The sequence below is a fragment of the Nibrella saemangeumensis genome (assembly GCF_039541915.1).
Classification (GTDB): Bacteria; Bacteroidota; Bacteroidia; order Cytophagales; family Spirosomataceae; genus Nibrella; species Nibrella saemangeumensis.
On sequence record NZ_BAABHD010000078.1, the window covers coordinates 1 to 21,715 of the forward strand.

The window sequence follows — 21,715 nt, forward strand, 5'->3', positions numbered from 1 at the left end:
TTTCCGGCAGACCGGACAGAGTAGACGGGCCTTCTTGCGATTCTTCAGCTTGCGTTCAAGGTCTTTGCCTCCTGCCCATTCGCGCACAATGTCAAAGGCAATCCCCAGTGATACAGCATGAGCCAGCAACTTGGCTCCGCGCTGCTTGCGGTGGTAGTACAGACGGGCTTCCACATTAGCCGCCCAACCGATGTAGTGCTGAGCGTGACCCGCTACGGGTGTTTCGAGGTGAATCAGATAAACCGTGCCTTCCATGTCTTCCACCGCCTTGATTAACAATAGAAAGATACGGCTATTTTACAATAAAAGCAAGATTTATGGAAATAAATGTAAATAGATGGAAAATAATGTAAGATAAGGGCAGGTTCTTTATCCCCTTTTCCACCCAATCATTTACCTTTGGGCTGTTGGGCTTTGGAAACGCCAATCAGCCTACATGCTTATTAACAAAGCAGAAGGCAGCCCAAATCGGGCTGCCTTCTCTCATTTGGTGCTTACTCATCCGCTACCGGCCCTTCCGGTAAAGCGGCTGGTGGTTCGGGCAATCCTTCCCCGTTCGCATAGGGATGGTAGTAATTATGGGCGGTGGTGATGTTGGCTATGTCGCTTAAGGTTTCCTGCCGAAAAATAGGCGTTTCCTGCGCGAACTGCTTTAGCTCACCAGTCGTCTCCACGTCCGCCATTTTGTAGCTGAAGGTGGCAATGTAATACACGCCCTTCGGCTGGACTTTGGTGTTCTCCTTCTTCTCCGCCACGGCGGTAATGACCACATCAGCCAGCGTCAGATCGTCATAGAACAGGGGTTCAATCAGCCGGAAAATGTTGTCCACCGAGAAGCCATGAAACAGCACTGCTGATACGGCTCCCTTCTCGTCAATGAAGAACAACTCGGCCCAGTTCTTCACGCCCATGTTCAGAATGTTGTCCGTGAAGATGCGCCAGGCAATAGGCTGGAAGGTGAGCGAGCGGCCCAGCTTCTCGGTGCCGTTGATGTTGAATACGCCTTCCTTGGCATCGAAGCGGTACTGCCGGGGATGCCCTTCGAGGTATTTGTACTTGTTCACAATCTGGCCGGTTACCTCATGAATTTTCTGGTACGGCTTCAGGGTGTTTGCGGTTGTTTCCGCTGCGGACGTGTTGGGCTTTGCCATAAAGAATAAAAATTTGGAAGGGGGATTAAGAAAACGGCCCGGTCTATGCCCGCCGGGCCATCGGGCAACTGGTTACCGGTAGGACTCTAAGACCTGTTCAATCATCTCGTCGTACATCTCCTGTGAGATAGCGTTAGCGGGAAGCTCCACGCCGTTCAGTCGCACCGTCGTAATCTCAACCTCCGGCCCGTAACCGGGGTAATCGTAGTCGGCTGGTTCGCCGGGAGTGTAGTTGTACTCAAAGTCAAAGGGTACTTCTTTTTCCAGTGTCATCGCTCTAACATGCTTGATTAACACTATTAATTTACCCCTTTTTTACAGAAAAAGCAATAAAAAAAGAACTAAAAACGTAAAGTATCGGAGAGTTTTTTGGTAAAACAGCCCCTCCTTTATCCCCTTTCCAACTAAATTTTCTCTGTCTGAATGGATAGGCCGAATCCGCAAAGGTGACGGATTCGTTACCGTTAGCCGGCCCGCGTTAAAACACAAAACCCCGCCTGGCTACGAGCGGGGTTGTTCAGTCAGAAAGGATGCTGTTTTGTTCAGCGGCCCGCCGAAGCGGACGATCCCGGATGCCTCATCGCGTTACGCACCAGGTACCCACATGTTAGTACCACCCGCGCTGGTGGCCAGCATCATTACCGTATTAGCCGAAGGCCTTTCTGGCTGCGTGTGGGCAAATGTATAGATTCACGTCAAAACCTTTACATATCCAGCCGACGTGTAAAGAATCTTGACATCATAAGCCTGACCTTCTGGCCACTTCTACGGACTCCATAAACCGGGATAACTTTACGATGTAGCGCTGAATAACTACCTGCTCTTTGGCCTCAAATCCGGTCTGGGTTTCGATCTGAAACCGAATCTTGTATTCATAATCGGGCAAGACTTCGAGAACTTCCGCTAAGAAGAAGTCCTTCCGTTTGACATCATTGAATACGCAGTACTGGCCCTTCACCAGCCGCAGCCGGTCGCTTGTGTTGCTTTCCATTTGGTTTATTATTGTTTCAGCTTGGCTTTTAGTCTCAGCAGCGGCTGCCGCAGCAGGACTCCCGCGCAGCGTCATTGGTTAGTCTTCCAATTTAAAGGGGGCGGGATCGGGCTTAGGGCGAGGTGTTTGCAGAATTTGCCGGCGGTTGTTAAACTCTTTCCGGTCTACCACGTAGAGCTGGCACACGGCCGGATACTTCTGCCGGTATTCATTCACCTTTTTCCATGCCAATTTAAAAGTCCTGAATTCCTGGGGCTCTTCAGGGCTCTGGTCCGCCATCTTAATCAACTTGCCACTTCCCTTAGCAAAAAAGAACTCTATGCCTCCACCGTCTTCGAGGTTGATTACGTAAATCATAGCCTTGCGGGATTGGGTTACTGTTTCTTTTTGGTCTTTGGCTGCGGAGGATTCTGGAGTAATTGCCGGCGCTTTTCGAACTCTTTACGCTCGACGGCAAACAACTTACAGCTGGCTGGATAGGTAGCCGACAGTTCGTCTATGATTTTATCGACACGCTTGTTGGTCTTCAAAACTTTTGGCTCCTCCTCACTGGGCTGGTCAAAGGGAACCATGTTGCCCAATTCGCTGAGGTAATAATCGCGGCCGATGCCATCTTCCAGGGTAATCACATATGCCATAGGTGTTGCTTCGCCGTTGGCGGAGAGTCCGTTGCTAGATGAATGAACTTCTATCTCCTCGTAACCGATCCCCGACACAGGGTAAACCATGAAATTGGTGAACATCGGCTCGGTCTCAATATATTCAAACTCTCTCACCTGGGTAACTACTCCACCAAACTCGATCATCGTTTGCCAGTCGAAATCAGCCGGAAACAACGACACGGGTATCAGAAAAACGGAGCGGTAAGGGAGTTTGCCTTGTTCGTACACGAGTGCCTCGGCCTGCTGGTCAAAGCCCTGCGCACGCATGGTTTCTAAGAAAGCATCAAGGTCCGTGAATTTTACCGCTTCCGTTTCCATTAGTGTCTCATTTTTTTCTGTGGATGCTTCTCCGGCTGCTCAGGGAGCAAGCTTTTTTGAGGCTTGTCCTCTGGATTGACCGCCTTTACTTCCGACCTCGGATCCGGCTGGTGCTTACTACCCCGGCTGGCCTTTTCCTCCAGGAGTTGGCGTTTGAACTCAGGCTCCTGCGTAAACCGGACTACCTTCCCCTTTTCCAGAAATAATTCAGCCTGCGGACGAATAGAGCCGTCGGGCATCCGCAGGACAACCTGATAAGCCCGGGGGTGGTCATGCCCTTCTGTGGGTACCTGTTGCTCCAGCAGCTTCAGCGTCCGGTTTATGTTCAGGGCTGAATTGCTGTTGTACTTGTTGGCCCCATCCTGATCGATGATCCCGTACGCGTATTTGGCCCCCAACTCCACTTCGCGTTTTAAATCATCGGTAAAGTCCTTCGTGCTGGACTTCTCCAGGCTGACGCGTTGCGACAAACCGGCTAGCTCCAGCAGGACATTATTCATCGTCCGGAGCGCTACGCAGGTTTCGGGAATACTGATGGCCGTTTGTTCTCCTTTCTGGCCAACGATGATAAGCTGGCCGCTGAGCTCCTTTCCTTCGTTTTCACCAACCTGCGCTTTCATCTCCTGATTGAATAGATCGATTCGCTCCAGGAGCTGATTGACGAGCGGGCGGTAGACATCTCCTTCCGGAAGCTGATAACCGACGCGGCCCAGGCCGGCAACGGTGGCGCTCATGGGAAACTGAGCCGCCGAGAGCTGCTGAATGAATTGCAGGTCGTAGCGGTGCCCTTTGGCATCGTTATCAAACGCCAGGCTGATTCTCCAGTCAGCAGCCTTCTGAAAGCCGGCTGTATACCGGGAGATGGTATTAACCTGCTCGGGGGTAAGCTGGCCACCGGTCGAGAAGTACAGCGTATCGAACGCATTGTCGCCTTGAATCATCCTGAGTTGTTTGTGCGCCATCGCATCCAGTACGCTTTCCATCACCATGAATCGTTTAGTCTCCGGCGGAGCATTCGACACGAACACGCTGCTGTGGCGATCACTACCCGGCGCGTGCTGCTTGATCTGCTCATTACGTATTTCAAAACCCATGACTTCTTCCGACAATCCGTTGTAATACGGAAAAGCTACGTTGGAGAAGGTGATGTACTTCCGATCCGGATTGGCCTTCACCGTCAGAAAGTCTTCCGTGTGGCCGGTCTCCGGATTCAGGTAAGCTACCTGGGTGACCGCCTTGCCGGTAAACTCGGGACCTTCAGCTATAGACTGAGCGATGTAACGTTTTTGCAGGTAATTATTAACTTCTAGTGGCCGTATATCAAAGAGTTCTTTAGCAAACGGTTGTTTTACCACCGGTCCGCCGGGATCCGCTACCCGCTGGCGATTCCTGGCTACCTGATCCGGATCAATTCGGAGGTAGTCATAGAGCACACCGGTGATATTGCGGAACTCATGATTGCCCGGGTGATTAAATGCCGAAAAAACCGACGTGAGCCGGTTTCGGATAAAATCAATGATGGTGCCGGAGTCCGCAAAATCTCCGCTACGCTGGTAGATCTGCTGGCCAGGATGCTCCGGATTTTTAATGATGATGGTGTCGCGATAGATGGGGTGCATGAGCACCGGGCGGCCTTTGCCTTTATGGGGCAAAGGCTCATACCCGTAGTGAGCCGCCAGTTCCAGAATGGATACGTTATCCCTCAGCTCCTGCACCGGGATGAGGTTGGGATACCGCTGCTTTAGTTCGTCAAATTTTGTCATCTCTTATCGCTTCTGACGGGTTCCCGGTGAAGCCTGCTGTGTATTGGTATCAGTGTTCATGAGACGCTGAATCGTCTCCTTTTGTGCATTACTTACAGTGGTGTGTCCGGCTTCTGATTCCAGGTGCCGGGTCTGGTCGGTTTTGGCTCCGTGATTATTCTGGGCCAGTTGTTCTTTGTGTTTCTGGTCAGGGTTGATTTGGGGCGTAACCTCCGACAGATGCAGGGCTTTCTGAGCGACCGACAGACTAACGGTTGCCGTGTAGGATTCACCCTGACCATCCTTTAAACCTTCCAGCTTCACCGGAAATCCACCCGCCAGCGAAAGCTGCTGATCCCGCGTCAGGTCCACGCCCATCAGCTTCCTGGGCATCTGGTCTTCTCTTACCCGCCACAGGTCAACGGTATTGGTCAGCGGATCGACCCGCAGGTATGCCGGCACATACGAGCCGTTTGGCTCTAGTAGCATCATTGGGCGCTGAGTGGCTCCGTATTGAGTCAGCTCCTCTTTCTCCAGAGGAGTGACCTGGTAGCCTTCTACCTTCTCAGGGATGGTCAGGTTCGGGTAGTATGGTGTAATGCGCAGATCCGGACCACTGGGTGTAATCACCAGCCGCAGCCGTCCGGTCAGTTCCAGATCATCCGACAGCCGGATCGTCACCAGCTCCGTACGCTGGCCACTGAAAAGCACCTTTTCCAAATCAGGATTAGCCGTAAGCACCTCTTTAGTAATGCCGACGTTAGCCAGTTGCTTTTCAATGACGGAGCGGTCGGCTTCGAGCTGCCGTCGCAGCACGGCTGAGGCTTCTTCGGCGCTCACAAAACCATCGGTTACGGCATACTGCCAGGCCTGTCCTGCCTGCAACGGAGTTGGAGCAATGTTGTCGAGCCCGTCAGCCTGCGTGCGGGCGTAAGCGTTCTCATTCATAGCGGATTGGTTTTAGGGTGAAACACAGGGGCTTGTTTTGAGTAAATGTAAAAACTCTTTCAAAGAAAATTTCAAATAATAGGAAATTGTTTTTTGTATTTCTTATATAATGTGAAAATAAACACAAAAAAAAATCATAATGCCCGTCAGGCATTCAGTGAAGTGGTATACGCAAGAAGATGCTATAAGTTAGCCGGTTCGGTAAGTTGCGTTTTTTTCGCAATAAGCTCGTTCTCCATTGGCTGGTAACCCAGTTCCAGAAGTTTTGTGGACAGGTCTTCGTAGTTGTCCTGGAGGACTTTGCTCAGACCGCCAATCTGCTGAACGATGGCGAGCAGGTCTTTACCGGCGGTAATCACCATGGGCAGTTTTTTGCCCTGGGTTGGATTTAAAATCCAATCGAGGTTATACCCGTGAGATCTATAAAAGGTCAGTAGCGTGGCCAGCGAATCGGATGTGCCGGACATGTCCCGCTCCATATAGAACACCTGGTTTTTTGTCAATCCCGTTTTTTGAGCAAGATCTTCCAGGGTTAAGTTTTCCCCCAGCCGTTCACCGAGGTGCCTGCGCAACATCAGGAACCGGGGGCCAATGAGTGCGCCTAAATCATTCTTTGCAGTAGACTTTCCCACGTAATGAAATTGGTTTAGTTCTAGGGTTGAAGTATCGCCTTCAACCGGTTGATTTCAGATTTGATAAGCTCCTCAATATCAGCTTTCACCTGTAGGTAGTTATCATTTATCTGCGTTTCAAAATTTGAACCGGTATTGGCAAAAATAGAAAAATCCGGTAGTTGTTCATATTTCTGCTCCTTTTTGAAGTCAGCCTCATCGACCAGGATTTTAGCATTAAAGGCTTTATGCTCACTGGGCTGCTCTACCGTGTCGGCCGTCACACCGACAAACCATCCCTGGCTAAGCCGGGCTATCTTAGCGGCCGGCACCATAAAGTTCAGTTCAGTCTGTATGCCGTGGGTGGTATCCTCACTCTGGATGTTCAGACTCTGTTTGCGCTGCACGTTGCGGCCTAACCGGTTCTGCATGGCATCGGCCGACGTGCCCGTAACCTGGCCAGCGATAACAGTTCCAACCGTGTTCTTAATTACCTCCGCTTCCTGCTTGCCATAGTCCCGCTCCAGTTGCGAAAAATCCTGCATGGCAATGGTTACCGCTACCTTGTTGCTGCGAGCCGTCGCAATCAGATTATCCAGACCCCGGAAGTAGATAGTTGGGAGCTCATCGATAACAACCGACGACTTGGTTTTACCTGGCTGATTAATCAGGCGCATGAGCCGGGAGTTATACAGGCCTAGTGCAGCACCGTAGATTTCCTGCCGTCGCGGGTTGTTTCCCACGCACAGAATCTTGGGCGCGTCCTGATTGTTGATATCGAGGGTAAAATCGTCCCCAGTCATCACCCAGTACAGCGTGGGACTGGCCAGCCGCGACAGGGGAATACGGGCTGAGGCTATCTGCCCTTCGAGCTGTTCCATGGCCTTACCTTCGTAAGCCGAAACGAAGGGTCGCATGTAGTTCTCCAGATCCGGCCGGCTCATCAGAATGGGGAACACTTCTTTGTAATCCCTTCCAATGAGTTCAATGACGTGGGGGAACGAGCAGTACTTGCCTTTATCGTACTGACGCAAAAACCAGATGATAGCCGTTACGTAGTTGATCGGCGACTCGACAAAGAAATCACCCTGCTTATTGATCCACGTTTTGTTGAGGTTCAGCATGATCGTTTTGGCCGACTCATAAGCATCGGTAATGTCGGTCAGGTACTGAGCGGCTAAGGGATTGCACCGGTGGCTTTTCGCCGGGTTATCCAGGTTGATAACGTAGAAACGAATCCCCTTCGGCAGATTCTTCTTGTGCCGGGCCATTGCGTTGAAAGCAATCAGGGATAGATCCGGAAACTTGTAGTCATACACGTACATAGCAAACCCCTTCTCGATATGCTGCCGGATAATGGGGCTTACCACGCTGTAGGACTTACCTGATCCGGGTGTACCCAGGACCATCGTAGCCCGGAATGGGTTGATAATGTTGATCCACCCCTTACGAATCTTTCCCTTGAAGGTGTATTCCGTCGGCAGGTTTACCGAATAATTGTTCTCCAGCTTTTTCTCCTGCTGGGGGAAGGTTTCGTTAGCATCGTTGAAGATATCCTTCTCCGGGGCAAAGCTTAGCAGGCGGTTAATGCCCTGGCTTCCCTTGATGAGATACAGCAGTCCCACGGCCGTCAGTGCCAGATAGAGAATACTGGTTCCGGTGATGCCAATGCGGGCAATGATCACGCCGGCGTTATCTCTCAGCATAACAGTCGAGCCGCCAAACAGGAGTACTCCGACCAGCAGCGCCGTCAGCACCTTGCCGGGTGTCAGCGTCAGCGACTTTACCCCTCGGCTGCCCAGGCCATAGAGCACGATACAACCGCCGGCTATCAGCTTCAGCGTCCAGGGTGAAGCCATCAGGCCTGAGTTACTCACCATTTTACCGATGAGCCCATCCGCGAAGGGATGAAACCAGCCCAGCCCCACAAAAAATGTGTGCAGTTCTACGTACAGGTGCAGTGCCAGCAGGCCCAGCGCGATCCACAGCATCAATTCGAGTTGTTTATTTAACTCTCGGCGGTCGTCTTTCATGACAATCGGGGTTTTTGACGGGATTTTTTAACCATTTTCTTTAGCTCCTGTTCACTCTCCTGCCCTTCCGGCTGGCCACTAATTGCCCGCAGCAGGTCACGCAGTAGGCTGGCGTTAGACAGGGCAGATACTTCCGGCTCTAAGTCGACTTGTTGAGGCCTCAAATTTGATGATGACGGCGTTATTTCCTGTTTTGCCGTGTCGTTAATCGGCGCGGGGCTGGCGTGCCCCGGCTCGTAATTCGCCCCTAAAACGGATTTTAGATGGTTTGCGCTGTACTCTTTACCAATCTCGCTTCCACTATAAATGGCTTTTCGCTTTACATCCAGAAAGCTCACCCCAAATAGGTTGCCTCCCACGCCGTGATGAGGCAGAATGAGGATATCCAGGCCATGTAATTTCCGGTGAAAGTCGCTCCAGCTGGTGCTCTCGACGAGCCGGGGTTCGAGCAGTCGGCGGAGGTTGGAGACATTGTCTTCCTTGATCTTTTTTCCGGCCTTCATTCTCCGCTCGACGGTAGCCAGGGTAGGTTGTTGGGTGAGGCTGCTGGCCTTAAGGCCGGGGCCCTGCGCATTCCCCTGCGCATCGATGATCCGGTACCGGAGTCCAGGCTGCTTTGCCCCTGCCAGTTCGACCTCTTCGGCCCGGACATTGTACAGCCTGAGCAGTTGATTATATTGAGCAAAGGTGCTAAACCGGAAGTCCTTCAGCACGGTCAATACTACATTGGTCATATCGCGTTTTAAGTCTCCCTCGCCGTACACCAATGGCCGGAGCTGAGCCAGCTTGGGCCGACGGGCAACCTGCTCGGCGGGCATCAAGCCGAACTCTTTTTCAATCTCCTGGCGCAGTTTGTTGGAGCGGACCTGTTCAAATTTATCCGGCACTTTATTGCCGTCATAGTCCACGCGGACCGAGACTATATGAACATGGGTATGGTCTGTATCGAAGTGCTGATAGACGGCGTAGGGTTGCTGGCCATAGCCCAAGCCCAGCATGTACCGATCGGCGATGTCCAGCAGATCGCCGGCATCCGGTTTTTCGCCGGGAGCCAGTGACAGACTCACGTGAAAGGTGGGCTTACTGATGCGCGCGTTTAGTGCGGCCTGCTCCTCCAGCACGTAGGCGACCTGCTGCCGCTGGGCTATTTCCGGGGGCACCAACAGGGCTTCGTAGTTACGGAGTGCCAGTCGAACCGCTTCCCCCTTTCCAACCTTTTCTTCGTTGTAATACACGGCACCTGTGGGGTTACTCCCGCTGCTGATCCTCGCTACCACTGGTTACCTCCTCTCTTGTTTGGCGGGTTAAAAGCTGACCCATTGCCTGACGACAGGCTACTTCCAACTGCGCAACACTGTCGGCTAGCTGCGCCGTTTTTTGCCGCAAATCCTCATAGTCTGTCGTACTGTTGATGTGCTTAACGGCTTGGTTAATGTTTACGCCGATGCGCAGAATTTGTGAACGAGTATCCCGAATGGAGGCCAGTAGCCGGGTGTCAGCTGTAGCTTGCTGAGGCTTAACCAGTAGCGGCTGTTCAAGGCAAAGCGACCGGATAAAAGCAGACAAGTCCTTGGCGGTAGTCAGTGCTTTTCGCTGGTTCAGCTGATCATACTCCTGCTGATTAAAGCGAACCTCCACCCGTTTATAACTGCGGCTTTCGGCTTCGTCTTTTCGCCTGCGTCCACTTTTCTTTTTGGTTGATTCCATGGGTTTGGTGTTGATACCGCCCGACTTCGGAGGGCGGTAAATTACAAGTCGATTGGGAACAATCCAAGAGTTTTTGTCCGGACAAAAACACATCTTGCTTCTGCTGCGAGCAAACTTTTATTTAACGGCAGACTCTTTGGAAAAATACAATTTCTGGTACGGTGGAAAAGGGATAAAGAAGAGAAGAGTTCAGCCAGGAATCGTACTCCCCGCTCCCGTCAAAGTTTTCGTAGCATGGCCTGCAGGACGACCGTAGGTCTATAGTTCTGTACTTCTAGTCTTCTGCGTTTCTATACCTCTGCGGCTCTGTAAATGTGATTTTCTGTAATTATGCGATTCTATAAAAATGTAGGTATACAAATATATTGTTCCGGTTTTCTATAAATCTATAAAAACCTAGCCCTGAGGTTTTATAGATCTATAAATATGGTCTTATAATTTTATAAAAATATAATTTCAACTATCTATAAAGCCTTGCATTTATAAATCTATAGTTTTATTCATTTAGAAATAAATCCGGAAATTTCCTTTCACAAATTTTGAAAATTAAAGTTCTTTATTTCACATTTGATGCAACAAAACCAAAGCCCATCATTATACGTGTTATGAACACATCTTCCCCTACAGAATCTTCGATTGCTCAGGGTGCTCGGGTTGTGCTGGCCTTCGCCACTCAGAAAGGTGGTATGGGAAAAACAACGCTTTCAGTCCTGGTCGCTTCGTGGCTCCATTATAAACGAGGCATCCCCTCGGCTATCCTGGATCTGGACGGCTCCCAGCTGTCGGTCTATAACCAGCGGCTTCGGGAGATAGAAAACCTCGACGACAACACCACCGATCGGCTGGATACACAGAACATGGATCCGTACCCGATTCTCAGCGGATCTCCTGGCGACGTTAACCGCCTGCTGGCCGAGTTGCCTGAAACCGTAAAGCTGGTCCTGTTGGATTTGCCCGGAAACATCGACGTGCCGGGCTATGATGCAGCCCTGCGCCGGGTAAACATGCTGATCGTGCCCATGGAAACCTCGGAGTACTCCGTTACGACCGGCTTCGGGTACTTAAATGCCATCCGGGAAGTCAATCTGCTGCCGGCGGACAGTTGCCGGGTGGTCTGGAATAAGTTTAAGCAGTCCAGGGATGGTGAATTAGCCGACCAATTGGAGGAGCGCTTTGCTGAATACGGGTTCCAGTGTCTCAAAAGCCGGATCCCGCAGCGGGACTCTTATCAGGATTCGGGCAACCGCTCGACGCTGTTCCCGATGCCTACTCAGTACCTACGTAATTCAGGACTGAAAGATTTATTTTTTGAAATCGAAGACCTTATCGAAGCCCTGCAGCATGAGCGAATCCAGCAATAACAAGAGCCTGGCGGACGTCACCCGCAAAAACAACGCTGACAAAATCAATCGCTTTGCCGGATCACTGATCCCCCAGGCGCCGAAGGTTACTCAGTCAGTACCGACGACACCCGAGCAGCCTGATCGGGACAATAACGTGAAGAGTCATGAGCCGGCCGCGGTCGAAGCGGCTCCGGGAACCGCCGTTCCAGCGCAGGCCCGGGTAGTAGAGCCGGCTGCCCAGGCGCGTAAACGGACCCTGAGTCTGTCTTTTGACGATATCGTTTCGCAGGGCCCAACCGGCCCAATGCTGTACCCGAAAACCACGACCATTTCAGAAGCGCACCACGAGCTGCTGAGGGAGCTGAGTTTCCGGTACCGAAAACCAATAACAGTAATTATGTATAACCTGCTGGACCTGCTCGATCAGGCCTACCAGCGCGAAAAACAGAAAGGAGGGTAAGATGCTGTTCAGTCAGTACACATGGGGCGATTTCTTTAAGGTCGCGTTTGGCCTGGCAGTGCCGTATTACAGCTACGTCGCCTGGGCCTACTTCCGGGAAGATATCCGGGAGTTTATTAGGGAGAAGGGCAGGGGAGGCGCGAAGCTGGCCACCGCAGGGTCCGGATCTACGGCCGCAGCCGGGGAGGAAGAGGATCCGGATGATGACAGCTTTTACGTAGTCCGCCGGTATACCGATGCTGCCGCGACATCCGGATCCGCAGCAGTTGCCGCTCCGGCGGAAACTATGGCTGTTGTTGACGAATCGGCCCGGTCGGTAGAGGTTGACAGTCAGGTGCAGGCCGTGGAAGAGGAGGAAGCGCCGGTGCTGGCGGCTACGCCGATCGTGGCGGGTGATGCACTGCCCGAATCGATGATGTTTGGACTGGTGGGGGCAGAAGAAGCAATCGAGGAACAATCCGTTACGGAACTGGTCGACAGCGCCAAACACCTCCAGCGCGAAGAGGATGGTATGATTGTCGCCGGTGAGGCTTCTTCCCCTCAGGCTCGGTCATTGGCCGAGGTGATCAATAGCCAGGGCGGGCAAAAGCCCAAAGGTTTGACTGGTATTCATTTTGGACGTTAATCAATAAGGGTATGGCCACCAGCAGTATCGACTTTCTTGCAATCGCCTTACTGGCTTCGTTTGCGCTGGTGGGCTACCGGCTTGCCCTGACGTTGGGCAGGGTGTCTGAGCGACTGATTGCTATGCTGGTGCGTACCGGTATGCATTCGGCGGCCCGGTCTCTGCTGAAGCTGCTGGTGTTTTACGACGAACAGACCTACACCCGCTCCCGGTACATCATCTGGAACCGGGTTGGTGTCCGGTTCTCCCTGCTCTGGGGTGGCTGGATGATAGCCGGCGTGCTGCTGTTCATCCTTCGGGCTCCCTCGTTTTACCTGTGGTTTGTTGTCTTGGCTGCATACATCGGTTTCCGGTGGATCACCGTGGCTACCAGCGAGCCGGCTGAAGTAGAGGATCCGGATCAGGAGGAGATGCGGGATATGTGGGTACGCCAGTTGGAGGTAAACGGAGGTCAGGCTGTGCGGACTCAGGTTAGGCGTCGTACCAGTCCGATACAATACCGTCAATGGGATTACTTAGATGAACTGTTTAGGCCGTTTAGTTAATTTTTTTGTGCCTGAGTAGTTGCATTATTTGAAATGCTTTTATTTTAGTGTCCTGCTAAGCGGGTTTTCTATGACGCTTTGCCTCAGATAGCCTGTTCTATAGCCAATCCAGTCTATAGGGGCTTCTTTTTTTGGGAAACATTTCATATTTAGTAAAAAATTACCATTGATTTTTTTCATTTAACGTATTAGCATAAATAGAAAACCATAGCAAACCTTTATTAATATGTTCAATCGAGTAAAAATTTCCGCAAAAGCGTCAATTCTGGCGACTGTTCTTCTTCTGGCTAATGTTACCATATCGCTGGCGCAGGTAGTCTCCGGTGGAACCGGCCAGCAGGCCCTAGCCACTACAGCTACGACCATCCGCGGGTATGGCACGGCTACGCAGCAAATCGTGATGGCGCTGGGCCTGATCATCGGCTTTGTCGGAGCGATCCGGGTGTACGGCAAATGGCACAACGGCGACCCCGATACGCAAAAGGCGGCCATCGGCTGGTTTGGAGCTGCCCTGTTTCTGGTCGCGGTGGGTGCTGTCTTAGCCGCCTTCTTCGGGGCATAAGGTATGCTGGAAATTAACAAAGGGATTGGAAAGCCTGTGGAGCTGAGGGGCCTGAAAGGCACCTACCTCTACCTGGCGGTCGGGGTGGTTTTCTCCACCCTGATCATCGCCCTGATACTTTACGGGCTTTTCAACCTGAATGCCTACCTGGTCACCGCCATTACCCTGGGCTGCACCTTCGCCGGGCTCTGGTATTGCCTTCGTTTATCGGCTAAATACGGCGTCTATGGCCTTTTGAAGGTCGAAGCCACCCGCAATCAGCCGAACGCTATTCTGATGTCATCTGCCAAACCATTTGCCATGCTCCGTGAAACTAAACGCCCGAACCCTCGAAAAGGCGCTGCCGCTGCTGGCCGTCGAGAATAACTGTATCGTCTCTAAAATGGCTGACATTGCTGTCGGCTTTAGACTGCAACTGCCGGAAATCTTTACCCAGGCACCCGAAGATTACCGGACCCTGCATAGTGCGCTGGTGAAAGCCATTCGCATGCTGCCGGTGGGGACTGTGCTACACAAGCAGGATTGGTTTATTGAACAGAAGTATCAGGCCGATACCGACCACGATGACGATAGCTTTTTAACCCTGGCTTTTCAGCGTCACTTTGTCGAGCGGCCGTTTCTGAACCATTACTGCTACCTCTACATTCACAAGCTACCCCGGTCCCGTCAGAAGCAAAAGAGTAACCGGCATAGCCTAACGCGCCGGCGGCTGGTTCCCCGTGAGCAGATTGAACCCAGGGAGCTGCAACCTTTTTTTGATGCAGTCAGCCAGTTTGAACGCATCCTTTTGGACGGTGGCATCCGGCTCCAGCGTCTGACCGATGAGGAACTGGTGAGTGGGAAAGGGGATAGGGGGATTATTCCCAACTATTTCCGGCTTCAGCCTGACGGCCGTAAGAAGGTCATTCTCGAAGACTGGGACATTGACGGCCGGCTACGTATCGGATCCAAGGATGTAATGTGCTTTACGCTATCGGATGTGGACACCCTGCCGCCGGTGGTAGACGTAATGGCCAATTACGGGCCGCTGTCTTCCGATAGCACGATGTTCTCAGTAGGGAATGTGTTGCCGGTCGGATTGATGCTGCCCTGCAATCATGTCTACAATCAGTACCTCTGCCTAGATGATGCGCAGCTAACGTTGAGGGAGTTTGAACAGAAGGCACGACACCTGAACTCGCTGTCGATGTACTCGAGCGAGAACGCCATCAACCGGGATTGGACTGAAAAGTACATCCGGGAAGCCATTCAGGAGCAACGCACCGTTTGCCGGGCGCATTTTAACCTGATGGTCTGGACCGAAAAGCCGGAGCAGCTGGACTTCCTGCGGAGCCGGGCGTCGGCCGCTATCGCGCAGCTCGACTGTTTACCCAAACAAAACACGCTGGATGCCGCCCGCCTGCTTTGGGCAGGGATACCGGGCAATGCCGGTGATCTGCCGCTGGATGAAACCTTCTACACCTTTGCCGAGCAGGCGGTATGTCTGTTTAATCTGGAAACAGCGTATCAGTCGTCGATGTCACCTTTCGGTATCCGGCTCTGCGACCGCTTTGGCAGGCCGGTCTGGGTGGACCTCTCCGACGAGCCGATGGAGCGGGGCTGGATTACCAACCGGAACAAATTCATTATTGGCCCTTCCGGATCCGGCAAATCCTTCTTTACGAACCATTTAGTACGCCAGTATTATGAGCAGGGGTCTCATATCTTGCTGGTCGATGTGGGGCATAGCTACCGGGGCCTTTGTGACCTGGTACACCGCAAAACGCACGGCCGGGATGGGGTGTATCTGACCTATGAAGAGAACCGCCCGATCTGCTTCAACCCGTTTTTTGCCGAAGATGGCCTGTACACCATCGAGAAGCGGGAATCGATCAAGACGCTGCTGCTGACGCTGTGGAAGAAAGAAGATGAACCCTTCACCCGGACGGAGCAGGTTGCGCTTTCTGATGCGGTGGAGAATTACCTGAAGCTGCTACGAAAAGGCAAAGCTGAGGCATCCTTCAATGGGTTCTACGAGTACTGCGATAGTGCGGATGGACTCAGAGCGTACCTGGCAGAGAAGGGATTCGAGAAGGACTACTTCGATTTGCAGAAGTTCCTGCTGACCATGCAGCCATTCTACCGGGGCGGGGAGTACGATTACCTGCTGAACTCTGATCTGAAGATAGATTTGCTCAACAAGCAATTCATTGTCTTTGAGCTGGACAACATCAAGGATCACCCGATCCTGTTCCCGGTGGTGACGCTGATCATCATGGAAACCTTTATCGGCAAAATGCGCCGACTGAAGGGAATCCGCAAAATGATGCTCATTGAGGAGGCCTGGAAAGCCATCGCCAAAGAAGGCATGGCCGAGTATATCAAATACCTCTTCAAAACAGTCCGCAAGTATCAGGGTGAAGCGGTCGTGGTGACGCAGGAGATTGACGATATCATCGGCAACACCATCGTCAAAGACGCTATCATCAACAACTCCGATTGTAAGATACTACTCGACCAGTCGAAGTATCAGAACCGCTTTGACGAGGTGCGCAGCCTGCTCGGTCTTACCGAAAAGCAAAAGCAGCTCGTCTTATCGGTTAACCGGGATCTGGACCCAACCCGCAAGTACAAGGAGGTATTCATTGCGCTGGGTGCCCGCTCAAAAGTGTACGCTACCGAAGTGAGTGTGGAAGAGTATGCCGCCTATACCACCGAGGAGAAAGAGAAGGTAGAGGTGCAGCAACGCACAGCCGCCAACGGTGGAGACATTCAGGTCGCTATTATCGACTTTGCCGACGCTCGCCGGGCGAAGGCTCCGCAAACGGTCTAAGACGTACTATAAACCTTTCCATGACATGATCTTACTGCAACAGCCGGGTGCCGGCACCTACGTTGATTATGACTTTTACCGCAAGTTTGAATCCTTTGAGCAGACCATCAAAACCGCCTACGCGGAAGTGCTCCAGGGTATGGGGCATCTGGGGGATACTGCCTCGGCCATCGCCGGACTGGCTGCCAGTCTGTATATCGGGTTTCGGGTATTACGCCATTTAGCCTATGCTGAGGGGGTGGATGTCTGGCCCTTGCTGCGGCCGTTCGCCCTAGGCTTTTTGATTCTGAATTTTACCATCGTTACGGATTTTCTAGGGGCACTAATCAAGCCGCTGGAAGTGACTACGCAGAGCATGGTCGATATTCAGACTACCCGCATTCAGCAACTGGAGAACCTTCGGGTTCAAAAGATGGAAGAGCGCATGAAGGAACTCGACCAGAAGATTGATGATTTGTCGTATTGGCAGATTGGCCAATACCTGCAGCTCCTCATTGAACAGCAGAAAGTGTATTTCAATGAGGGGTTAGACACGTTCCTGAAGAACTTCTTTTATGCTTTGTTTCTGGCGGCTCGCCTGGTGATCATGACCGTGAGGGCGTTCTTTCTGCTGATTCTGTCGGTCGTCGGACCGCTGGCGTTTGCCATTGCCATCTTCAGCGGCTTCCAGGATAGTCACCTGCTGTGGATTGCCCGGTACGTGCAGATCATGCTGTGGCTGCCGCTGGCCAACGTACTCGGCACCATCGTCGGGTATTTGCAGGGAAAGGTCATTAGCCTGCAATACCTGGAGCTGGTCAACAACGTACCGAGCGAGGCTCAGAGCGGGTCGTTTATCTACATCGTTTTTATGGTGATAGCTACGCTTAGCTACTTCACCATTCCTACGCTTTCGTCCTACATCATCTCCTCCTCGGGTATGGCCGGTGCGCTGCAGCGGATCACCAATCTGGGGTCAACCATCGCCATGGCGACCATGCATCCAACAACGGGTCAGATGGCAGCCGGTGCGGTGAGGGGCATGGGGGCAGCCGGAAACGTAGTTCTTGATGGTGGGAAAATGGTCGTAGGTGCCGGCATGATGGCCGGCCAGGCTGCGGCCAGTAAAGTGCAGCAGATCCGCAACATCTCTAGACAAACCTCTAATCAACCATGAGTCAGTCTACCAACCAGACGTTCTTTAAGTCGCTGCGGAATCTGGAGACCTCCTACCGCAACATCCGGATTCTGTCCTTTACGATTGTCGCGGCCTGTTTGCTGATTGCCTTGGCCAGTCTCTTGTTTGCCTACCGGGTCAAAGCCGATGCCGAATCCCGGGTGTATGTAGTCGAGCAGGGCAAAAGCCTGATTGCCGCGCTACGCAATGATGTTCGTGAGAACCGCCCGGTAGAAGCCAGAGATCACGTTCGCCGTTTTCATGAGCTTTTCTTTACGCTGGATCCGGATGCAAACACCATCGAGGAGCACATACGGGAAGCCTTGCCCTACGCCGATGAGAGTGTGAGCCGGCTGTACCTGGACACCAAAGAGAAAGGGTATTACAACAACCTGATTCAGGCCTCAGCCTCGCAGGAAGTACAGGTCGATAGTGTGCAGGTTGATCTCTCTCAGTACCCGTACCGCTTCCGCACGCATGCCCGTCAGCAGATCATCCGCCTATCGAAGATCACCGTACGGCGGCTGGTGACCGAAGGGTATTTGCGCAATGTCAGCCGCTCGGCCGAGAATCCGCACGGTTTTTTGATTGAAAAGTTTGCCGTCATCAATAATGCCGATCTGGAGGAGCGGATCAGACAATGAGAACGCCGGCCGACCTGCTAACCTCTATGGGAGAGAAGCTGACCGCACTCCCGGATAGAACCCGGCTATGGCTGTCTGTACTGGCTCTGCTCCTGCTGATCGGCTGTAGTGTCTATAAACTGATAGGGTCCATCAAGGAAGCCCGGAAGCCGCCCGTACCGGCCTCCACACGGGACATGCTGGAGCCAACTCAGAAGCTGTTTCAACGAACCAGTTACGGTGATTACCAGCGGCACAAACAGCACACCATGAGCCGGCTGGATAGCCTGGCTAAGGTCTACTTCAACAAAAAACAGCACTGACATGGGTACCGAGACTACTGCTACACATAGTGACGAAGCGTTTTTTCGCAAGCGTCAGGCCATGCTGGTTTATCCGCTGATTACGCTGGTGTTTGGCGCTGCCTTCTTCTGGCTATTCGGCGGAGGCAAAGGGCAGGCCGAAGGCGTAGCCCAAAACCAGACCGGTGGCTTCAACGCGCAGCTGCCCAATGCCGAGAATGTAGCCTATGAGGGCCGCAAAGTAGAACGTCCCGCCTACGGCTCAGCTGACGGTCAGCGCCTTTCGGATTTCTCTGATGCCCGTAAGGATACCACTGCTCACGGCTTTCGCGTGATGCCCGTCGACAACCCGGGAACCGCCATTCCGGGGCACGCCAACCCTGCTGCGGCTGTTCATCAGACTCCGGTTATCGCCGACCCGATGGCTACAGCTTCACTGGGAACAACGCCGACGGTAAATCCGGCCAGAAAGGCCCGGAATTTGGCCGCTGCGGAGACTTCTGCTCCAAAACGCACGAAGGGTCCGGCTTACGTTTACCACGCTCCTGGCTCAAATTCGACCCAAACAGAATCGGTTGAGCCAACGCCCCGCAGCTATCAGGTAGTTCGACCCGAGGCACCTCAGCGTGAGTCGTTAGCGAGTACAGCAGCGGTTAGCACTCCTGTAGAGGCAAAATCATCACAGCCGGCGAATCAGGAAGTGGCGGTGAACGAGAGTCCATTCAACAGCGCTCCGATCGGTAATGCCGTAGCCTTGGATTCGCGCACGTCCGTGATGGAGATGCCCCCGGCTGGATTGCCCGCTCGTCGAAGCGGCAGTAGGCAAACCGTCCGGATGATTCCTGCGGTCGTTCACGAAGACCAAAGCGTCCGCGCTGGCCAACCCGTAAAACTGAGATTAACAAAGGATTTACTTGTGGATGGTATTACGGTGCCGGCCTCGACCATCCTGCACGCCATCTGTCAACCTGACGGTGACAGGATTCGCCTGGTGGTCGGTAATCTGCAACTCAGTGGCCAGCTTATCCCGCTGGATCTGGAAGCCTACGACATCGACGGAGCCGCCGGCGTGAATGCACCCGGTCTGTCACAGCAGGCAAGTGGTCAACTTAAATCCTCGGCCATGAGCGGCCTGCAGGTGCCTACCCGTAGCGGCATTGTCAATTCTGTGCTTAATACGGCCCGCTATCAGGCAGCCAGTTCCATGCGTCAACCGGCCATTCACCTAAAGGGCGGCTATAATCTCTACCTCAAAGCGCAACAATGAAAAACCGACTTCTCCTTACTATTCTGCTCAGTGTATGCCTGGGAGGGGCGTACGCGCAGGTTAACTTCATTCAGCCGATCAGTTCGTCAACCTACCGGGCCTCGTTTGTCATCCAGGTTTGCAGCACCCGAACTACGCACCTGATATTCCCCCACGAAATCAAATACGCCGATCTGGGAAGTAAGACACTCGTGGGTGAAGTGGTGGCCACAGCTACCAATGTCTTCCGGATTAAATCAGCCATGAGCCTTTTCCCCGAAACCAGCCTAACGGTGATTACGTCCGACGGCTGTTTGTACACGTTCCGGGTGCTGTACGATGCGGAGCCGGTGGTCATCACCTATGACCTGACCAAACTGACCCGGGAAGCTGAGGTGCCAAAAACTGCTAAAGTCGGCACTGGCTCGGCCGCCCGGTTATCGGATAAACTTAATTCACTGGGCGTTCAAGCGATGGACTCTCGCCGGCGTATCAAGCATGTGGGTCACCAGCTGCTCGGGATGAACCTGTACCTGAAAAACGTCCTCTACAAAGACGATGTGATGTTTCTGGTCTTAGGGATGGAAAACGAATCCAAGCTGGATTACGGGCTGGATTTCGTCAAGCTCTTTGTGGCCCAGACCAAACAGGCAGGGGAAAGTTCAGCCGCGCAGGAAGTGCCCTTAGAACCGATCAAAATATTTGATGAGAAGCAGCGCACGGTTCCGAACCGGCAGGAGCTCACCAAGGTGATTGCCATAAGCCGCATGACGCTGGAGAAGGACCGCCGGCTGATGGTGCAGGTGAACGAGCAGGGGGGAGGCCGGCTCCTGACGCTAGCCATTGGACCTGAAGAACTAGCCTACGCCAAACCCTTATGAGAAACCTATCTGCCTACCTATCCGGATTATTGATTTTGCTGTCGGTTTCGCGACCTGTGAGTGCACAACTCCACCAGGCGGGGCAATCTGCCTTCGAAGTTTCAGTCGGTGCACTGGACGGCTTTAGATTACCCGGCCAGGATAACTTCGGCTACTTCGCCGGGGTGTCCTATAGCCGCTATCGTTCTCGCTACACGTACTGGAAGGCAGGAGCGCATCTAAACGCCAAACGGTACGCTTACGACGTGAGCCGCGTTCCGCTTAACCAGTACTTGGGCGAACTGGAAATGTATACTCGAGTATTCGGACGGGTTAGCCGCGGCTTTGTCCTCAATGCAGGCCTCGGCGCGGCTGGTGGTTATGAACAAATTAATGAGGACCGTCCGCAGATTCAGGATGCCATTATCCATAACCGGTCGAACTGGGTAGCCGGTCCGACCTTAGCGCTCGAAGGGGAATACCTGGTGAGCGGCCGGCTGATCCTGCTGGCCAGGGCAAAGGAGTACTATCTGTTTCGCTCCAATGTGGTGCGTACGCGCTTCAATCTGGGTATCGGTATCAAGTTTATTCTTCCAACCTCATCTGACGAATGAAAGCACTTCTCTCTATTCTCTGCCTGACTATGCTGGCCACGGCCTGTCAGCAGGAAACCCTGAATATCGAAGCGCCCTACCGGGTAAAGCTTCAGGTGTATACGCCCGACGTTGCCTTACGTGCCCGTCAGGCTCAACCCCTGATGCTAGACCTGCGTACCGACTCCTACTACAAACAGTATGGTTATCGACTGATGTACTACCAGCAATCCGGCTTAGGTCGATTGTTCCGCGATACGACGGCAATTCGTCAGCGCATGCCAGTGGAGATACCGTTAGGGCAATCGCGCTGGAGCTTCATTCCGGAAACAACTGGGATAAATGAAGTCATTCTGATTGCCCAACAGGAGCGGGGCTACACCCGGCCTGATACACTGCATATACGTTTTCAGGTTAACCCTTAA

Annotated in this window: 26 protein-coding genes; 14 read left to right on the forward strand and 12 right to left on the reverse strand. The window is 52.8% G+C overall.

Features of this window, described 5'->3' with window-relative positions:
• From ABD949_RS22390 to ABD949_RS22445, 12 genes are all read right to left on the reverse strand, one after another.
• Positions 1-279, reverse strand: a 279-nt coding sequence (locus ABD949_RS22390) for a hypothetical protein (protein WP_345247217.1), incomplete at its 3' end; no start/stop codon positions are given.
• A gap of 215 nt (positions 280-494) precedes the next feature.
• Complete coding sequence (locus ABD949_RS22395; RefSeq protein WP_345247219.1) at positions 495-1,151, reverse strand: hypothetical protein; 657 nt, start codon at positions 1,149-1,151, stop codon at positions 495-497.
• Between the two features lie 72 nt (positions 1,152-1,223).
• Complete coding sequence (locus ABD949_RS22400) at positions 1,224-1,424, reverse strand: hypothetical protein (RefSeq protein ID WP_345247221.1); 201 nt, start codon at positions 1,422-1,424, stop codon at positions 1,224-1,226.
• Between the two features lie 466 nt (positions 1,425-1,890).
• The gene (locus ABD949_RS22405) at positions 1,891-2,142 is read right to left on the reverse strand and encodes a hypothetical protein (RefSeq protein WP_345247223.1); all 252 of its coding nucleotides are present in this window, start codon (positions 2,140-2,142) and stop codon (positions 1,891-1,893) included.
• Positions 2,143-2,220: 78 nt separating this feature from the next.
• A complete protein-coding gene (locus ABD949_RS22410) occupies positions 2,221-2,499 on the reverse strand; it encodes a hypothetical protein (RefSeq protein ID WP_345247225.1) in 279 nt (92 codons plus the stop codon).
• A gap of 17 nt (positions 2,500-2,516) precedes the next feature.
• Complete coding sequence (locus tag ABD949_RS22415) at positions 2,517-3,122, reverse strand: hypothetical protein (RefSeq protein ID WP_345247227.1); 606 nt, start codon at positions 3,120-3,122, stop codon at positions 2,517-2,519.
• On the reverse strand, positions 3,122-4,885 hold the full coding sequence (locus ABD949_RS22420; protein WP_345247229.1) for a toprim domain-containing protein: 1,764 nt from the start codon (positions 4,883-4,885) through the stop codon (positions 3,122-3,124). The genes ABD949_RS22415 and ABD949_RS22420 overlap by 1 nt, the downstream gene beginning before the upstream one ends.
• 3 nt (positions 4,886-4,888) lie before the next feature.
• Positions 4,889-5,812 carry a DUF3945 domain-containing protein gene (locus ABD949_RS22425; protein ID WP_345247231.1) on the reverse strand — a complete coding sequence of 308 codons (924 nt, stop codon included), beginning with the start codon at positions 5,810-5,812 and terminating at the stop codon, positions 4,889-4,891.
• 182 nt (positions 5,813-5,994) lie between these two features.
• Positions 5,995-6,444: a hypothetical protein gene (locus ABD949_RS22430; protein ID WP_345247232.1), complete on the reverse strand. Its 450-nt coding sequence runs from the start codon at positions 6,442-6,444 to the stop codon at positions 5,995-5,997.
• A 20-nt stretch (positions 6,445-6,464) separates the two neighbouring features.
• Complete coding sequence (locus tag ABD949_RS22435) at positions 6,465-8,456, reverse strand: YWFCY domain-containing protein (RefSeq protein ID WP_345247234.1); 1,992 nt, start codon at positions 8,454-8,456, stop codon at positions 6,465-6,467.
• Positions 8,453-9,733: a relaxase/mobilization nuclease domain-containing protein gene (locus ABD949_RS22440; RefSeq protein ID WP_345247235.1), complete on the reverse strand. Its 1,281-nt coding sequence runs from the start codon at positions 9,731-9,733 to the stop codon at positions 8,453-8,455. The genes ABD949_RS22435 and ABD949_RS22440 overlap by 4 nt, the downstream gene beginning before the upstream one ends.
• The gene (locus ABD949_RS22445; RefSeq protein ID WP_345247236.1) at positions 9,705-10,163 is read right to left on the reverse strand and encodes a plasmid mobilization protein; all 459 of its coding nucleotides are present in this window, start codon (positions 10,161-10,163) and stop codon (positions 9,705-9,707) included. Before ABD949_RS22445 ends, ABD949_RS22440 begins: the two co-directional genes overlap by 29 nt.
• A 605-nt stretch (positions 10,164-10,768) precedes the next feature.
• Between ABD949_RS22445 and ABD949_RS22450 the strand changes: the two genes are divergently transcribed.
• The 14 genes from ABD949_RS22450 to ABD949_RS22515 all read left to right on the forward strand — a co-directional run bounded on the left by ABD949_RS22450 (position 10,769) and on the right by ABD949_RS22515 (position 21,715).
• Entirely contained in the window at positions 10,769-11,524 is a 756-nt protein-coding gene (locus ABD949_RS22450) for a ParA family protein (protein ID WP_345247237.1), read from the forward strand.
• Entirely contained in the window at positions 11,505-11,966 is a 462-nt protein-coding gene (locus ABD949_RS22455; RefSeq protein WP_345247238.1) for a hypothetical protein, read from the forward strand. The genes ABD949_RS22450 and ABD949_RS22455 overlap by 20 nt, the downstream gene beginning before the upstream one ends.
• Before the next feature lies 1 nt (position 11,967).
• Positions 11,968-12,591, forward strand: coding sequence for a hypothetical protein (locus ABD949_RS22460; protein WP_345247239.1), 624 nt, complete (start codon positions 11,968-11,970; stop codon positions 12,589-12,591).
• A gap of 11 nt (positions 12,592-12,602) precedes the next feature.
• Positions 12,603-13,136 (forward strand): hypothetical protein, encoded by a 534-nt coding sequence (locus ABD949_RS22465; RefSeq protein WP_345247240.1) that lies wholly within the window; start codon positions 12,603-12,605, stop codon positions 13,134-13,136.
• Between the two features lie 226 nt (positions 13,137-13,362).
• The gene (locus tag ABD949_RS22470) at positions 13,363-13,698 is read left to right on the forward strand and encodes a DUF4134 family protein (protein ID WP_345247241.1); all 336 of its coding nucleotides are present in this window, start codon (positions 13,363-13,365) and stop codon (positions 13,696-13,698) included.
• A gap of 3 nt (positions 13,699-13,701) precedes the next feature.
• Complete coding sequence (locus ABD949_RS22475; protein ID WP_345247242.1) at positions 13,702-14,064, forward strand: DUF4133 domain-containing protein; 363 nt, start codon at positions 13,702-13,704, stop codon at positions 14,062-14,064.
• On the forward strand, positions 14,006-16,510 hold the full coding sequence (locus tag ABD949_RS22480; protein ID WP_345247243.1) for a TraG family conjugative transposon ATPase: 2,505 nt from the start codon (positions 14,006-14,008) through the stop codon (positions 16,508-16,510). The genes ABD949_RS22475 and ABD949_RS22480 overlap by 59 nt, the downstream gene beginning before the upstream one ends.
• A 25-nt stretch (positions 16,511-16,535) precedes the next feature.
• Positions 16,536-17,666 (forward strand): TraJ family protein, encoded by a 1,131-nt coding sequence (locus ABD949_RS22485; protein ID WP_345247244.1) that lies wholly within the window; start codon positions 16,536-16,538, stop codon positions 17,664-17,666.
• On the forward strand, positions 17,663-18,310 hold the full coding sequence (traK, locus tag ABD949_RS22490) for a conjugative transposon protein TraK (RefSeq protein WP_345247245.1): 648 nt from the start codon (positions 17,663-17,665) through the stop codon (positions 18,308-18,310). Before ABD949_RS22485 ends, traK begins: the two co-directional genes overlap by 4 nt.
• On the forward strand, positions 18,307-18,612 hold the full coding sequence (locus ABD949_RS22495; RefSeq protein ID WP_345247246.1) for a hypothetical protein: 306 nt from the start codon (positions 18,307-18,309) through the stop codon (positions 18,610-18,612). The genes traK and ABD949_RS22495 overlap by 4 nt, the downstream gene beginning before the upstream one ends.
• 1 nt (position 18,613) lies before the next feature.
• Positions 18,614-19,858 (forward strand): conjugative transposon protein TraM, encoded by a 1,245-nt coding sequence (gene traM / locus ABD949_RS22500; protein WP_345247247.1) that lies wholly within the window; start codon positions 18,614-18,616, stop codon positions 19,856-19,858.
• Positions 19,855-20,718 carry a conjugative transposon protein TraN gene (traN, locus tag ABD949_RS22505; protein ID WP_345247248.1) on the forward strand — a complete coding sequence of 288 codons (864 nt, stop codon included), beginning with the start codon at positions 19,855-19,857 and terminating at the stop codon, positions 20,716-20,718. The genes traM and traN overlap by 4 nt, the downstream gene beginning before the upstream one ends.
• Complete coding sequence (locus tag ABD949_RS22510) at positions 20,715-21,311, forward strand: conjugal transfer protein TraO (protein WP_345247249.1); 597 nt, start codon at positions 20,715-20,717, stop codon at positions 21,309-21,311. The genes traN and ABD949_RS22510 overlap by 4 nt, the downstream gene beginning before the upstream one ends.
• Positions 21,308-21,715 carry a hypothetical protein gene (locus tag ABD949_RS22515; RefSeq protein ID WP_345247250.1) on the forward strand — a complete coding sequence of 136 codons (408 nt, stop codon included), beginning with the start codon at positions 21,308-21,310 and terminating at the stop codon, positions 21,713-21,715. The genes ABD949_RS22510 and ABD949_RS22515 overlap by 4 nt, the downstream gene beginning before the upstream one ends.

Excerpts from the sequence above, each read along its gene's own strand:
- traK (WP_345247245.1), top strand. The coding sequence starts at position 17,663 with ATGAGTCAGTCTACCAACCAGACGTTCTTTAAGTCGCTGCGGAATCTG.
- ABD949_RS22515 (WP_345247250.1), top strand. The coding sequence starts at position 21,308 with ATGAAAGCACTTCTCTCTATTCTCTGCCTGACTATGCTGGCCACGGCC.
- ABD949_RS22470 (WP_345247241.1), top strand. The coding sequence starts at position 13,363 with ATGTTCAATCGAGTAAAAATTTCCGCAAAAGCGTCAATTCTGGCGACT.
- ABD949_RS22445 (WP_345247236.1), bottom strand. The coding sequence starts at position 10,163 with ATGGAATCAACCAAAAAGAAAAGTGGACGCAGGCGAAAAGACGAAGCC.
- ABD949_RS22510 (WP_345247249.1), top strand. The coding sequence starts at position 20,715 with ATGAGAAACCTATCTGCCTACCTATCCGGATTATTGATTTTGCTGTCG.
- ABD949_RS22495 (WP_345247246.1), top strand. The coding sequence starts at position 18,307 with ATGAGAACGCCGGCCGACCTGCTAACCTCTATGGGAGAGAAGCTGACC.
- ABD949_RS22450 (WP_345247237.1), top strand. The coding sequence starts at position 10,769 with ATGAACACATCTTCCCCTACAGAATCTTCGATTGCTCAGGGTGCTCGG.
- ABD949_RS22400 (WP_345247221.1), bottom strand. The coding sequence starts at position 1,424 with ATGACACTGGAAAAAGAAGTACCCTTTGACTTTGAGTACAACTACACT.
- ABD949_RS22415 (WP_345247227.1), bottom strand. The coding sequence starts at position 3,122 with ATGGAAACGGAAGCGGTAAAATTCACGGACCTTGATGCTTTCTTAGAA.
- ABD949_RS22405 (WP_345247223.1), bottom strand. The coding sequence starts at position 2,142 with ATGGAAAGCAACACAAGCGACCGGCTGCGGCTGGTGAAGGGCCAGTAC.
- ABD949_RS22395 (WP_345247219.1), bottom strand. The coding sequence starts at position 1,151 with ATGGCAAAGCCCAACACGTCCGCAGCGGAAACAACCGCAAACACCCTG.
- ABD949_RS22420 (WP_345247229.1), bottom strand. The coding sequence starts at position 4,885 with ATGACAAAATTTGACGAACTAAAGCAGCGGTATCCCAACCTCATCCCG.
- traM (WP_345247247.1), top strand. The coding sequence starts at position 18,614 with ATGGGTACCGAGACTACTGCTACACATAGTGACGAAGCGTTTTTTCGC.
- ABD949_RS22435 (WP_345247234.1), bottom strand. The coding sequence starts at position 8,456 with ATGAAAGACGACCGCCGAGAGTTAAATAAACAACTCGAATTGATGCTG.
- ABD949_RS22475 (WP_345247242.1), top strand. The coding sequence starts at position 13,702 with ATGCTGGAAATTAACAAAGGGATTGGAAAGCCTGTGGAGCTGAGGGGC.
- ABD949_RS22460 (WP_345247239.1), top strand. The coding sequence starts at position 11,968 with ATGCTGTTCAGTCAGTACACATGGGGCGATTTCTTTAAGGTCGCGTTT.
- ABD949_RS22455 (WP_345247238.1), top strand. The coding sequence starts at position 11,505 with ATGAGCGAATCCAGCAATAACAAGAGCCTGGCGGACGTCACCCGCAAA.
- ABD949_RS22485 (WP_345247244.1), top strand. The coding sequence starts at position 16,536 with ATGATCTTACTGCAACAGCCGGGTGCCGGCACCTACGTTGATTATGAC.
- ABD949_RS22410 (WP_345247225.1), bottom strand. The coding sequence starts at position 2,499 with ATGATTTACGTAATCAACCTCGAAGACGGTGGAGGCATAGAGTTCTTT.
- traN (WP_345247248.1), top strand. The coding sequence starts at position 19,855 with ATGAAAAACCGACTTCTCCTTACTATTCTGCTCAGTGTATGCCTGGGA.
- ABD949_RS22425 (WP_345247231.1), bottom strand. The coding sequence starts at position 5,812 with ATGAATGAGAACGCTTACGCCCGCACGCAGGCTGACGGGCTCGACAAC.
- ABD949_RS22465 (WP_345247240.1), top strand. The coding sequence starts at position 12,603 with ATGGCCACCAGCAGTATCGACTTTCTTGCAATCGCCTTACTGGCTTCG.